Annotated in this window: 11 protein-coding genes; 9 read left to right on the forward strand and 2 right to left on the reverse strand. The window is 42.0% G+C overall.

What is annotated here, in order from left to right; translation table 11 throughout:
- Positions 1 to 8: 8 nt before the first annotated feature.
- The 7 genes from rplQ (at position 9) to Q4443_RS07040 (ending at position 7,182) form a co-directional block, all read left to right on the forward strand.
- On the forward strand, positions 9 to 395 hold the full coding sequence (gene rplQ, locus Q4443_RS07010) for a 50S ribosomal protein L17 (protein ID WP_000331493.1): 387 nt from the start codon (positions 9 to 11) through the stop codon (positions 393 to 395).
- Between the two features lie 263 nt (positions 396 to 658).
- Entirely contained in the window at positions 659 to 925 is a 267-nt protein-coding gene (locus tag Q4443_RS07015) for an ACT domain-containing protein (RefSeq protein ID WP_000644111.1), read from the forward strand.
- A gap of 9 nt (positions 926 to 934) precedes the next feature.
- On the forward strand, positions 935 to 2,272 hold the full coding sequence (locus Q4443_RS07020) for a PFL family protein (protein ID WP_000354871.1): 1,338 nt from the start codon (positions 935 to 937) through the stop codon (positions 2,270 to 2,272).
- A 236-nt stretch (positions 2,273 to 2,508) separates the two neighbouring features.
- The gene (locus Q4443_RS07025) at positions 2,509 to 3,204 is read left to right on the forward strand and encodes a histidine phosphatase family protein (RefSeq protein WP_000049280.1); all 696 of its coding nucleotides are present in this window, start codon (positions 2,509 to 2,511) and stop codon (positions 3,202 to 3,204) included.
- Between the two features lie 157 nt (positions 3,205 to 3,361).
- Positions 3,362 to 5,863, forward strand: a complete 2,502-nt coding sequence (gene leuS, locus Q4443_RS07030) for a leucine--tRNA ligase (protein ID WP_049519215.1) — start codon at positions 3,362 to 3,364, stop codon at positions 5,861 to 5,863.
- Positions 5,864 to 6,058: 195 nt separating this feature from the next.
- Positions 6,059 to 6,754, forward strand: a complete 696-nt coding sequence (locus tag Q4443_RS07035; protein ID WP_049478934.1) for a GNAT family N-acetyltransferase — start codon at positions 6,059 to 6,061, stop codon at positions 6,752 to 6,754.
- An 11-nt stretch (positions 6,755 to 6,765) separates the two neighbouring features.
- Entirely contained in the window at positions 6,766 to 7,182 is a 417-nt protein-coding gene (locus Q4443_RS07040; protein WP_000628400.1) for a GNAT family N-acetyltransferase, read from the forward strand.
- A gap of 389 nt (positions 7,183 to 7,571) precedes the next feature.
- Here the strand turns inward: Q4443_RS07040 and Q4443_RS07045 are convergent, their stop codons facing one another.
- Complete coding sequence (locus Q4443_RS07045; protein WP_049519214.1) at positions 7,572 to 8,450, reverse strand: AraC family transcriptional regulator; 879 nt, start codon at positions 8,448 to 8,450, stop codon at positions 7,572 to 7,574.
- A gap of 75 nt (positions 8,451 to 8,525) precedes the next feature.
- Positions 8,526 to 9,725: an OFA family MFS transporter gene (locus tag Q4443_RS07050; RefSeq protein WP_049519212.1), complete on the reverse strand. Its 1,200-nt coding sequence runs from the start codon at positions 9,723 to 9,725 to the stop codon at positions 8,526 to 8,528.
- Between the two features lie 218 nt (positions 9,726 to 9,943).
- Between Q4443_RS07050 and Q4443_RS07055 the strand changes: the two genes are divergently transcribed.
- Both Q4443_RS07055 and Q4443_RS07060 read left to right on the forward strand, forming a co-directional pair.
- A complete protein-coding gene (locus Q4443_RS07055) occupies positions 9,944 to 10,552 on the forward strand; it encodes an NADPH-dependent FMN reductase (protein WP_049478933.1) in 609 nt (202 codons plus the stop codon).
- A gap of 25 nt (positions 10,553 to 10,577) precedes the next feature.
- The gene (locus Q4443_RS07060) at positions 10,578 to 12,989 is read left to right on the forward strand and encodes a flavocytochrome c (protein ID WP_000779593.1); all 2,412 of its coding nucleotides are present in this window, start codon (positions 10,578 to 10,580) and stop codon (positions 12,987 to 12,989) included.
- The last annotated feature ends 197 nt before the right edge of the window (positions 12,990 to 13,186 follow it).

Here is a 13,186-nt window from a genome sequence, read left to right on the forward strand (position 1 = left end):
AGGAATACATGGCTTACCGTAAACTAGGACGCACTAGCTCACAACGTAAAGCAATGCTTCGCGATTTGACAACTGACCTTTTGATCAACGAATCAATCGTGACAACTGAAGCTCGTGCTAAAGAAATCCGTAAAACTGTTGAAAAAATGATTACTCTAGGTAAACGTGGTGATTTGCATGCACGTCGTCAAGCAGCTGCTTTCGTACGTAATGAAATCGCATCTGAAAACTATGATGAAGCAACTGATAAGTACACTTCTACTACAGCACTTCAAAAATTGTTCTCAGAAATCGCACCTCGTTATGCTGAACGTAACGGTGGATACACTCGTATCCTTAAAACTGAACCACGTCGTGGTGATGCTGCGCCAATGGCGATCATCGAATTAGTATAAAATCATCAATTTTGTTGAGTGTTATGATGATGGAGTCTTGTGCTCTTAGTCTAGCTCTGGTCTACCGCTGGGACTTATGTCCTAGCGGGAACACTCATCATCATTTGATAGGGTAGACGCTTGTTTACGAAATTGTTTTTTTCTTAAGAACAACTTCGTAAGCAGGCGTTTTTTAGTATTTTCTATGGAAATATGCTATACTAGGAAAAAAGAAAATCAAAAACGTTCAGGTTTTCTAAAAATCGTAGAAATGGGGTATAAGGATGAAGGCTATTATTACAGTGGTTGGTAAGGACAAGGCTGGGATCGTTGCAGGCGTGTCTACTAAGATTGCAGAGTTGGGTTTGAATATTGACGATATTTCTCAGACGGTGTTGGATGAATACTTTACTATGATGGCGGTCGTTTCTAGTGACGAAAAACAGGATTTCACTTATCTTCGAAATGAGTTTGAAACTTTCGGTCAGACCTTGAATGTCAAAATAAATATTCAAAGTGCGGCGATTTTTGACGCTATGTATAATATCTAGGAGGTGGCTATGGATATTAGACAAGTTACAGAAACCATTGCCATGATCGAGGAGCAGAACTTCGATATCAGAACCATCACCATGGGGATTTCCCTTTTGGATTGTATTGATCCAGATATTGAACGTGCTGCTGAAAAGATTTACCAAAAAATCACCACTAAAGCTGCAAATTTAGTGGCTGTAGGAGACGAAATTGCTGCAGAACTTGGGATTCCTATTGTTAATAAACGAGTATCGGTGACTCCGATTTCTTTAATTGGTGCAGCGACTGATGCGACGGACTATCTTGTTTTGGCAAAGGCTCTTGACAAGGCTGCCAAGGAGATCGGTGTTGATTTTATTGGTGGATTCTCTGCCTTGGTACAAAAGGGTTATCAAAAAGGTGATGAAATTCTCATCAATTCTATCCCGCGCGCTCTAGCTGAGACAGACAAGGTTTGTTCGTCTGTTAACATTGGCTCGACCAAGTCAGGTATCAACATGACTGCGGTCGCTGATATGGGGCGTATCATCAAGGAAACAGCTGCGCTATCAGATATGGGTGCGGCCAAGTTGGTCGTATTTGCTAATGCTGTTGAGGACAATCCTTTTATGGCAGGGGCTTTCCATGGTGTTGGGGAAGCAGATGTTATCATCAATGTTGGTGTTTCAGGTCCTGGTGTTGTCAAACGCGCCTTGGAGAAAGTTCGTGGTCAGAGTTTTGATGTTGTAGCTGAGACGGTCAAGAAAACAGCCTTTAAGATTACTCGTATTGGTCAGCTAGTCGGTCAAATGGCCAGCGAGAGACTGGGTGTTGACTTTGGGATTGTCGACCTAAGCTTGGCACCAACTCCTGCAGTTGGCGATTCTGTGGCTCGTGTCCTTGAGGAAATGGGCCTAGAAACAGTTGGTACGCATGGGACGACGGCTGCCCTCGCTCTTTTGAATGACCAAGTTAAGAAGGGCGGAGTGATGGCTTGTAACCAAGTCGGTGGCTTGTCAGGTGCTTTTATCCCCGTTTCTGAAGATGAGGGGATGATTGGTGCGGTACAAGATGGCTCTCTGAATTTAGAGAAACTAGAAGCCATGACGGCTATCTGTTCTGTTGGGCTGGATATGATTGCCATTCCGGAAGATACGCCTGCTGAAACCATTGCAGCTATGATTGCGGATGAGGCGGCAATTGGTGTCATTAACATGAAAACAACGGCCGTCCGTATTATTCCAAAGGGCAAAGAAGGCGATATGATTGAGTTTGGAGGCTTGCTAGGGACAGCTCCAGTTATGAAGGTCAACGGGGCTTCGTCTGTTGATTTCATCTCTCGCGGTGGGCAAATCCCAGCTCCAATCCATAGTTTTAAAAATTAATAAAAAAGCGAGAGGATTTAAGTTGAGTTTAAGGATGACTGTGTATACTATAATCATTAAATAAAGACCTCCTAACTTTATTTAATAGAAATCCTAAACTTTTTCATAATAATCTCCTAGGGAAGCTACCATGAGGGTAGCTTTTCTTTTGGATAATTTACAAATGTTGGCTTTGCTTTTGAAAGCCGAATATTTCTTTGATCCATGATATAATAGAAGAAAATGGAGGATAGAAAATGTCTAAAGTAAGATTGTATTTGGTCCGTCATGGGAAAACGATGTTTAACACCATTGGACGTGCTCAAGGATGGAGTGATACACCTCTGACTGCAGAAGGTGAGTTGGGAATCCATGAACTGGGAATTGGCTTGAGAGAGTCTGGCTTGCAGTTTGACCGCGCTTATTCCAGTGATTCAGGTCGCACTATTCAAACCATGGGAATTATCCTAGAAGAACTTGGACTACAGGGGAAAATCCCTTACCGCATGGACAAGCGCATCAGAGAGTGGTGCTTTGGTAGTTTTGATGGGGCCTATGATGGGGACCTCTTTATGGGATTGATTCCGAGAATTTTCAATGTAGACCATGTTCATCAGTTGTCCTATGCAGAACTAGCAGAAGGTTTGGTAGAGGTTGATACTGCAGGCTGGGCTGAAGGTTGGGAAAAACTCAGTGGTCGAATCAAGGAAGGCTTTGAAGCGATTGCTAAAGAAATGGAAGAACAAGGTGGGGGTAATGCCCTCGTTGTGAGCCATGGAATGACGATTGGTACCATTGTTTATCTGATCAATGGTATGCATCCGCATGGCCTCGATAATGGTAGCGTGACGATTCTTGAATATGAGGACGGTCAGTTTAGCGTTGAGGTTGTTGGTGACCGTAGTTATCGAGAACTGGGACGTGAGAAGATGGAAGAGACAAATAATCAATAGAAGTTAGCTCCGATTAGGAGCTAACTTTTTTTCCTGTTAAATAAGTTGGATTTGCGACCCAGTATTTCTTGTTATCCAAGTCTAAAAGAACATTTCTCGTCTTTCAAATTCCCTCAAAAATGGTATAATAGTAACATCACAAAATTGGAGAGAGACCATGAGTTTTTACAATCATAAAGAAATTGAGCCTAAGTGGCAGGGCTACTGGGCAGAACATCATACATTTAAGACAGGAACAGATGCATCAAAACCGAAGTTTTATGCTCTCGACATGTTCCCATATCCTTCAGGAGCTGGATTGCACGTAGGACACCCAGAAGGCTACACAGCGACTGATATCCTTAGCCGTTACAAACGTGCGCAAGGCTACAATGTCCTTCACCCAATGGGTTGGGATGCCTTTGGTTTGCCTGCAGAGCAATACGCTATGGATACGGGGAATGACCCGGCAGAATTTACAGCGGAAAACATTGCCAACTTCAAACGTCAAATCAATGCGCTTGGATTCTCTTACGACTGGGATCGTGAAGTCAACACAACAGATCCAAACTACTACAAATGGACTCAGTGGATCTTCACCAAGCTTTACGAAAAAGGTTTAGCTTATGAAGCGGAAGTGCCAGTAAACTGGGTTGAGGAATTGGGGACGGCCATTGCCAACGAAGAAGTCCTTCCTGACGGAACTTCTGAGCGTGGAGGCTATCCAGTTGTCCGCAAACCGATGCGCCAATGGATGCTTAAAATCACTGCCTATGCGGAGCGTTTGCTTAATGACTTGGATGATCTTGACTGGCCAGAGTCTATCAAGGACATGCAACGCAACTGGATTGGTAAATCAACTGGTGCTAATGTAACTTTCAAAGTGAAAGGGACTGACAAGGAATTTACCGTCTTTACGACACGTCCAGATACCCTTTTCGGTGCGACTTTCACTGTATTGGCGCCTGAGCATGATTTGGTAGATGCTATCGTCAGTCCAGAACAAGCTGAAGCCGTAGCAGACTACAAACACCAAGCTAGCCTCAAGTCTGACTTGGCTCGTACCGACCTTGCCAAGGAAAAAACAGGGGTTTGGACTGGTGCTTATGCTATCAACCCTGTCAATGGTAAGGAAATTCCAATCTGGATCGCCGACTATGTTCTTGCGAGCTATGGAACAGGTGCCGTTATGGCTGTGCCAGCCCACGACCAACGTGACTGGGAATTTGCCAAACAATTTGACCTTCCAATCGTAGAAGTGCTAGAAGGTGGAAATGTAGCAGAAGCTGCCTATACTGAAGATGGTCTTCATGTCAATTCAGACTTCCTAGATGGACTGAACAAAGAAGAAGCGATTGCTAAAATTGTGGCTTGGTTGGAAGAGAAAGGTTGTGGACAAGAGAAGGTTACCTACCGTCTCCGCGACTGGCTCTTTAGCCGTCAACGTTACTGGGGTGAGCCAATCCCAATCATTCATTGGGAAGATGGGACTTCAACAGCTGTTCCTGAAAGTGAATTGCCACTTGTCTTGCCAGTCACCAAGGATATCCGTCCTTCAGGTACTGGGGAAAGCCCATTGGCTAACTTGACCGACTGGCTTGAAGTGACGCGTGAAGATGGTGTCAAAGGTCGTCGTGAAACCAACACCATGCCACAATGGGCTGGTTCAAGTTGGTACTATCTCCGCTATATCGACCCACACAACACAGAAAAATTGGCCGACGAGGATCTCCTCAAACAATGGTTGCCAGTGGATATCTACGTGGGTGGTGCGGAGCACGCTGTACTTCACTTGCTTTACGCTCGTTTCTGGCATAAATTCCTCTATGACATCGGTGTTGTTCCGACTAAGGAACCATTCCAAAAACTCTTTAACCAAGGAATGATTTTGGGAACAAGCTACCGTGACCACCGTGGCGCTCTTGTAGCGACTGATAAGGTTGAAAAACGTGACGGTTCTTTCTTCCATGTGGAAACAGGAGAAGAGTTGGAGCAAGCACCAGCCAAGATGTCTAAATCTCTTAAGAACGTTGTCAACCCAGACGATGTGGTGGAACAATACGGTGCCGACACTCTTCGTGTCTATGAAATGTTCATGGGACCACTCGATGCTTCCATCGCTTGGTCAGAAGAAGGTCTGGAAGGAAGCCGTAAGTTCCTAGATCGTGTTTACCGTTTGATTACAAGTAAAGAAATTGTTGCGGAAAATAATGGTGCTCTTGACAAGGTTTACAATGAAACCGTTAAATCTGTTACTGAGCAAATCGAATCCATGAAATTCAATACAGCCATTGCCCAACTTATGGTCTTTGTCAACGCTGCTAATAAGGAAGACAAACTCTATGTGGACTACGCCAAAGGCTTTATCCAATTGATTGCCCCATTTGCACCTCATTTGGCAGAAGAACTCTGGCAAACAGTTGCTGCAACAGGTGAGTCCATCTCTTATGTAGCTTGGCCAACTTGGGACGAAAGTAAATTGGTTGAAGATGAAATCGAAATCGTCGTCCAAATCAAAGGAAAAGTTCGTTCCAAATTGATGGTTGCTAAAGACCTATCACGCGAAGAATTGCAAGAAATCGCTCTGGCTGATGAAAAAGTTAAAGCAGAAATTGACGGCAAGGAAATCGTGAAGGTGATTGCGGTACCTAACAAACTCGTTAATATCGTCGTTAAATAACGAGTTTATTATCTCTATCTGCCACCTTCAATAGTCCACTGGACTATTGAAGCCAACTAAATTGGTTAATATTGTTGTGAAATAAGATAGGAATCCTCCAGAGCTGAACTCTGGAGGATTTTTTGAATTTTTTCATGAAAGTATGATATACTATGTGCAATTATAAAGTTTGAAAAGTAAAACAAGGAGAAAACAATGCCAGTAAACGAATATGGTCAGATAATTGGTGAGCCAATGAAAGGTTATACACCAGGTGAATTGCCTTCCATTGATTTCTTAGAAGGGCGCTACACTCGGATAGAGCCTCTTTCGGTAGAAAAGCATGCGGAGGATTTACTAGCTGTTTATGGCCCAGATACTCCTCGGGAGATGTGGACCTACCTCTTTCAGGAACCAGTGGCAGATATGGAGGAACTGGTTACCGTTTTAAATCAGATGTTGGCTCGTAAGGACCGTTTTTACTATGCGATTATAGACAAGGCAACTGGTAAGGCCTTGGGAACCTTTTCGCTTATGCGCATCGACCAAAATAATCGTGTAGTTGAAGTTGGGACTGTTATTTTTTCTCCAGAGCTAAGGGGAACACGAATAGGGACAGAAGCCCAGTATCTCTTGGCGCGCTATGTGTTTGAGGAGCTTAACTATCGTCGCTATGAGTGGAAATGTGATTCTCTAAATATCCCATCAAGACGAGCCGCGGAGCGTTTGGGCTTTGTCTATGAAGGAACTTTCCGCCAGGCAGTTGTTTATAAGGGGCGCACGAGGGATACGGATTGGCTCTCTATGATTGATAAGGACTGGCCTCAAGTCAAAGCTCGTTTAGAAACATGGTTGGCTCCTGAAAATTTTGATAAAAATGGACGACAGTACAAGAGCTTGAGAGAACTTTAAGAGGTGTTGACATGATCACTATTAAAAAGCAAGAAATTGTCAAGTTAGAGGATGTTTTGCATCTCTATCAGGCTGTCGGTTGGACAAATTATACCCATCAACCTCAGATGCTGGAGAAGGCCTTGTCTCACTCATTAGCGATTTATCTGGCACTTGATGGAGATGCTGTGGTGGGTTTGGTCCGTTTGGTTGGAGATGGTTTCTCATCGATTTTTGTCCAGGATTTGATCGTTTTGCCTAGCTATCAACGCCAAGGGATTGGTAGCGACTTAATGAAAGAGGCTTTAGGTGATTACAAAGATGCCTATCAAGTCCAACTAGTGACCGATCAGACAGAAAAAACCTTGGGATTCTATCGTTCTCTGGGATTTGAAACCTTATCTACTTATGATTGTACAGGAATGATTTGGGTGGATAGAAAAAGATAAAAAAATCATTTTTTCTTAAGTAAAGTTTAAGTCTTTTCCTGTATTATATAATCATTAAATGAAGACCTCCTAACTTTGTTTAATGTAATCCTAAACTTTTCTTTTTCATCATAATCTCCTAAAGAAGTCACCCAATCAGGTGGCTTTTTTATGACTTGGAGAGGAAAAATCCATTTGAAAAAAATTTTTAAAAAAATGATAAATCAGGAGAAAAGTTAAGTTAGCTTTAAGATTCATCTTGTATCATATAACCATTAAATAAAGACCTCCTAACTTTATTTAATGAAATCCTAAACTTTTCTTTTTCATAATAATCTCCCTAAAGAAGCCACCCAATCAGGTGGCTTTTTTGTTAAAAAAACTCCTTAGAAAAGACTAAGGAGAAAGAATCATGTTTTCTTTTTAAGTTGTTGATTTCGATACTGTCTAGGTGTTAGGAGATAGTGCTGCTTAAATTGACGGTTGAAGTTTGAAAGGTTGGTGAAGCCGACCTGGCTTGCAATTTCTTGAATGCTGAGGTTGGTTTGGACGAGTTTCTCACAGGATTTTTCAAGACGTAACTGGAGCAGGTAGTCCATACAACTGGCTCCAGTATGTAGCTTGAAAATACTCATAAAGTGATTTTTACTATATCCAAATGTTGCAGCCAGTTGCTCAATATGAATGGGTTCTGAGTAGTGCTGTTCAAGGTAGCAAATCACTTCTTTTAGTTTTTGGTATTTTTGGTAGGTATCATCTGTATAGTGTCGATTGACGTATCTATACTTAAAGAGAAGATGAAGCAATTCGTATAGTTTAGATTTTATGAGTAGATCGTAGTATATGCCTTTTTCTTCAAGGATAGAAAAGAGGGAAAGAAGGCAGGATTGAATTTGATCATAGGCCTTATCGCCTGGTGATATTTGAGGAGTGAGGCAAAAGTGACCAGAGTGGAGGGGTTGGATATAGCGTTGGCTAAAGCTGTCAATTTGACTTCTACCAAGATAATCTAGATGAATCCGAAAGCTGGTAGAAAATAGTTCTTGATCTTTGTGAGAATAGATAGCATGGAGAGAGGTCGGTTGGATAAGAAAAATATCTCCTTTACGACTTTCAAAGCGTTCTGAGTTGATATGAACGATGGCAGAACCCTTTGTAACATAAATAATCTCTAGCTCAGGATGACAATGATAGATTGTGTCAGGAGATGTTTTGGATAAGATTTGTTTTTCAAAATCATATGGGAAGTCAGATGGGTTATCTCGTAAGAAACGTGAACGGTCTGCCATGGTAAATCCTCCCAATATTCTATTACTACTTTTATTATACCAAAAAAACTTCCTTATCTAGGAAGTTTTCGAGTTTTAAGCTTTCTTTTTCATATAAAAAATAGTAAGCATAAGTCCAATGAAGGCCAAAGCAATAGCCACATAAAAAGCTACACTATAATTTCCATTATTAGCCATTGCCATTTGAACAGCGACCTTGGGAGCGAAAAATGCTGCTAAAGAATATCCAGTGAAGACGATACCGTAGTTGACCCCTTGATTTGCAGGACCGTAATTTTCCATGACGATAGATGGGAAGACCCCCATAACACCACCAAAGCAGATACCAAGCCCAATAATTCCTAAGGTAAACCCGAATTGACCAGGAACGATAGTTAGGGAGAATAAAGCTAGGACAATGACAGAATAGATAATCAATAAGGTCTTTGAACGGCCGATTTTATCAGAAAGTGATCCCCAGATAAAACGACCACTAGAGTTTGCGATTGAATAAAGAGAGACATAGAGAGCTGCAGTGCCTGCAGAGAGTCCAAACATTGATTGACCGATTGGTGATGCTTGAGAGGCAATCATCAAACCAGAAAAGGCGCCAACAAAGAACATGCTAATGATAATGTAAAACAGAGGACTTTGTAGCATTTGTTTCCAGTTCTTATTAGTAGGTCCTTGTTTGGTTGGGATAGGAGCTTTCCAGCCTGCTGGTTGGTAGCCACTTGGAGCTGCCTTGATAAAGAAAATTGCACAGATGATAACAACAATATAGACTAGCCCAATTGTACGAAAAGCAAAGAAGGCATCTTGTTGTTGAATGAGATTGCTCGCGACTGGAGAAGCGATGACTGCGGCAAATCCCATGCCACCTGTCAGAATTCCAGAGGCTAAGCCACGTTTATCAGGGAAGAGGCGAAGTGAATTGGAGAGGGCACCTGAATAGGCAAAACCTTGACCAAGCCCGGCCATTAATCCATAGGTCAAATAAAGCATGGCTGGTGAATTGGCATAGCCGGTTAAGTAAAATCCGCTAGCAAATAGAAGAGCACCGAGGGCGATGGTCCATTTTACGTAACCTTTGTCAACTAAATAACCTCCAAGAATCATGGGGATAGGGCCGATTGCAGAGTTGATAGCAAATGCTAACATAATATCAGACATGGACCAGCCTGTTGAACTGCTAAGTGGTCCGGCAAAAACAGAAAAGGAATAGACGGCACCTGTGCAAAGAAGAATGGCTGTAGACGCGACTAAAATCCGCCAACGATTGAATGTCTCTTTCATAAAAACATCCTCCTTAAATGTATATTTTTTCACCAAGACTATATCATAGTTAAGGAAGCCGGTCAATAGTTTACGAAGATATTTTGTTAATTTTTTCACGAACTTGTACTAAAGTACGATAATCTGATAGAATAACACGGTCTTTATTATCAAGGATTTACAAGATTTTCTAAAGTAGTATAATGAAAGTAGATTAAATAAATGAAAGGGGTACCAAGATGAAACTAGTTGCTATCGTTGGAACCAATTCAGATCGCTCAACCAATCGGAAACTCTTGAAATTTATGCAAAAGCACTTTTCGGATAAAGCCGACATTGAGGTATTGGAAATCAAACAATTGCCAGCCTTTAACGAACCTGAGGATAAGCTAGCGCCAGCTGAAGTTCAAGCTTTTTCAGAAAAAATTCTTGCTGCAGATGGTGTGATTATTTCAACACCTGAGTACGACCACACGATACCAGCACCTTTGGCCTCTGCTTTGGAGTGGATTGCTTATACCAGTCGTGCTTTGGTTAACAAACCAACGATGATTGTTGGTGCTTCTCTCGGTTTGCTTGGAACCTCTAGAGCGCAGGCACATTTACGCCAGATTTTAGATGCGCCGGAGCTTAAAGCGAGAGTTATGCCGGGTACAGAGTTCTTTCTAGGTCATTCTGAGCAAGTCCTAGATGATGAGTGTCATTTGAACAATCCTGAAAAGGTTGCAGAACTAGAAGAACATTTTTCAGAGTTTCAAAATTTTGTTGAACTAACAAAGGCTTTGGTCAAACCAGAAGATACAAATCGTAAGAAATCTTTCATTTGGGAAGAATGGTTGAAAGCATAAGTATTTCAAGAAAGGAGAACAATCCATGAAATTAGTAGCTATTGTTGGGACTAATGCAAAAAAATCCTATAATCGCAACCTGTTGCAATTTATGAAAAGACATTTTGCTCAGAAAGCGGATATTGAGATTTTAGAGATAACAGATGTACCAATGTTCAATGAAACAGATGATCAAACAGATACACCTATTATTCAGAAGTTTAATCAAGCTATTTCAAAAGCTGATGGTGTCATTATCTCGACACCCGAGCACAATCATACGATTCCATCAAGTTTGAATAGCTTGCTCGAGTGGTTGTCTTTTAACATTCATCCGCTAGACGGAAAGCCGACAATGATTGTCGGAGCTTCTTACGATATTCAAGGTTCTTCACGAGCCCAACTTCATCTTCGTCAGATTTTGGATGCTCCTGGGGTAAATGCAACAGTTATGCCAGGTAGTGAGTTTTTACTTGGTCGAGCGCATCGAGCATTTGATGATAATGGAGATTTGATTGATGAGCGAACCGTTGATTTCCTAGATAGTTGTTTTTATCGCTTCCTTCGCTTTGTATCCGTTGCAAACCAACTAAACCTTCCTGAAGAAGTTCGCTTTGAACCGGGGACTTACCATGTTACAACTGAAGGCCATAATGGTAAATTACCGATGGATGTAACGGTTTCTGAGGACCGTATTGAAAAAATCGAAATCGATTCTTCTGGAGAATCTTCAGGAATCGCAGATGTCGTCTTTACCCGTATTCCAGCAGAAATCATTGAGGGGCAAACATTAAATGTTGATGCGGTGTCAGGAGCTTCTGTGACTTCAAATGGTGTTTTAGATGGAGTTGCGCGTGCAGTCAAACAAGCCGGTGCAAATCCAGATGTTTTACGGAAGCGTTCAAAAGCGCCATCTGCCCTAGATAAAGAAGATAAGACCTATCAGGCAGATGTTGTCATCGTCGGAGGCGGAGGAGCTGGATTAGCTGCAGCGGCTGCAGTCTTACAAGCTGGTAAGAAGCCAATTGTTGTTGAGAAATTTCCTGCAATTGGAGGAAATACTGTTCGTGCAGGTGGTCCAATGAATGCACCAGATCCAGCATGGCAAGGAACCTTCGCAGCTCATCCAGGTGAGGCACATACGCTTCAAGAATTGATTGCGACAGATGAATCAACGATTGATCCAGAATATCTAGAGGACTTTAGAGCCTTGAAAGTTGAGGTTGAGCAGTATTTGCAGGACCCGAGCTATTTGTTCGATTCTACCTTGCTCTATCGTATCCAAACCTATATCGGTGGGAAACGAAAAGATTTACAAGGGAATGAAATTCATGGCCAATACGATTTGGTTTCTGTTTTAACCGAACGGGCCCTAGAGTCTGTTCGTTGGTTGGAAGACATCGGCGTTGAATTTGTTCGTAGCGAAGTGACAATGCCAGTTGGAGCCCTTTGGCGTCGTGGCCATAAGCCGGTTCAACCAATGGGGTATGCCTTTATATCTGTCCTACAAAAATATGTTCTAGAACATGGTGGCAAGATTTTGACAGATTCTCCAGTTAAAGAATTGCTTGTAAAAGACGGGGCTGTCAAGGGTGTCAGAGCAGAAGGTCGAAACGGTCAAACCATCATTGTCAATGCAGATGCCGTTGTTCTAGCTTCTGGAGGATTTGGTGCCAATACCAAGATGCTACAAAAATACAATACCTACTGGACTGAAATTGCAGATGATATTGCTACATCTAATACACCAGCTGTGACAGGAGATGGTATTCTTTTAGGGCAAAGTGTAGGTGCAGATTTGGTGGGTATGGGCTTTAGTCAAATGATGCCAGTATCCGATCCAGTGACAGGAGCTCTTTTCTCAGGACTTCAAGTTCCTCCAGCAAACTTCATCATGGTAAATACTGAAGGGAAGCGCTTTGTAGATGAGTACGGTAGCCGAGACAAGCTATCTCAAGCGGCGATTGATAATGGAGGCTTGTTCTATCTAATCGCAGATGAACGTATCAAGGAAACTGCCTACAATACTAGCCAAGAAAAAATCGATGCCCAAGTCAAAGCAGGTACTCTTTATCGTGCAGATACGATAGAAGAGTTGGCGGTTCAGATTGGTGTGGATCCACAAGTTCTAGTGGAAACGATTAAGAATTACAATTCCTATGTAGATGCAGGTTTTGATCCTGAATTTAATAAAGGTAGTTTTGATCTCAAGTGTGAGGTTGCGCCATTTTACGCAACACCGAGAAAACCGGCCGTTCACCATACAATGGGTGGACTCAAGATTGATACTTCAACACACGTTTTGAATGAAAACGGTCAGATTATCCCTGGTTTGTATGCTGCCGGAGAAGTCGCAGGTGGACTCCATGCAGGTAACCGTCTAGGAGGAAATTCGCTTACGGATATCTTTACTTTTGGACGTATTGCAGGTCAAACAGCTGTTAAAGAAAATTGTTAGTGATTGATTTAAAAATTAAGGGAATTTTAAGTCTCCTTGTGTATTATATAATCATTAAATAAAGACCTCCTAATACTCTTCGAAAATCTCATCAACCTTCGTTAGAGTCGACTTAGCTAACTATAGTTATGCTTGCGTCTATCTGCCTAGTCTGATTTCGATTTTCATTGAGTACCCTTTATTTAATGAAATCCTAA

Origin of the sequence: Streptococcus sp. GP0011 (genome assembly GCF_030546305.1) — a bacterium.
Taxonomy (GTDB): domain Bacteria; phylum Bacillota; class Bacilli; order Lactobacillales; family Streptococcaceae; genus Streptococcus.

Coding starts and splice junctions, on each gene's coding strand:
- rplQ (WP_000331493.1), top strand. CDS start 9: ATGGCTTACCGTAAACTAGGACGCACTAGCTCACAACGTAAAGCAATG.
- Q4443_RS07015 (WP_000644111.1), top strand. CDS start 659: ATGAAGGCTATTATTACAGTGGTTGGTAAGGACAAGGCTGGGATCGTT.
- Q4443_RS07020 (WP_000354871.1), top strand. CDS start 935: ATGGATATTAGACAAGTTACAGAAACCATTGCCATGATCGAGGAGCAG.
- Q4443_RS07025 (WP_000049280.1), top strand. CDS start 2,509: ATGTCTAAAGTAAGATTGTATTTGGTCCGTCATGGGAAAACGATGTTT.
- leuS (WP_049519215.1), top strand. CDS start 3,362: ATGAGTTTTTACAATCATAAAGAAATTGAGCCTAAGTGGCAGGGCTAC.
- Q4443_RS07035 (WP_049478934.1), top strand. CDS start 6,059: ATGCCAGTAAACGAATATGGTCAGATAATTGGTGAGCCAATGAAAGGT.
- Q4443_RS07040 (WP_000628400.1), top strand. CDS start 6,766: ATGATCACTATTAAAAAGCAAGAAATTGTCAAGTTAGAGGATGTTTTG.
- Q4443_RS07045 (WP_049519214.1), bottom strand. CDS start 8,450: ATGGCAGACCGTTCACGTTTCTTACGAGATAACCCATCTGACTTCCCA.
- Q4443_RS07050 (WP_049519212.1), bottom strand. CDS start 9,725: ATGAAAGAGACATTCAATCGTTGGCGGATTTTAGTCGCGTCTACAGCC.
- Q4443_RS07055 (WP_049478933.1), top strand. CDS start 9,944: ATGAAACTAGTTGCTATCGTTGGAACCAATTCAGATCGCTCAACCAAT.
- Q4443_RS07060 (WP_000779593.1), top strand. CDS start 10,578: ATGAAATTAGTAGCTATTGTTGGGACTAATGCAAAAAAATCCTATAAT.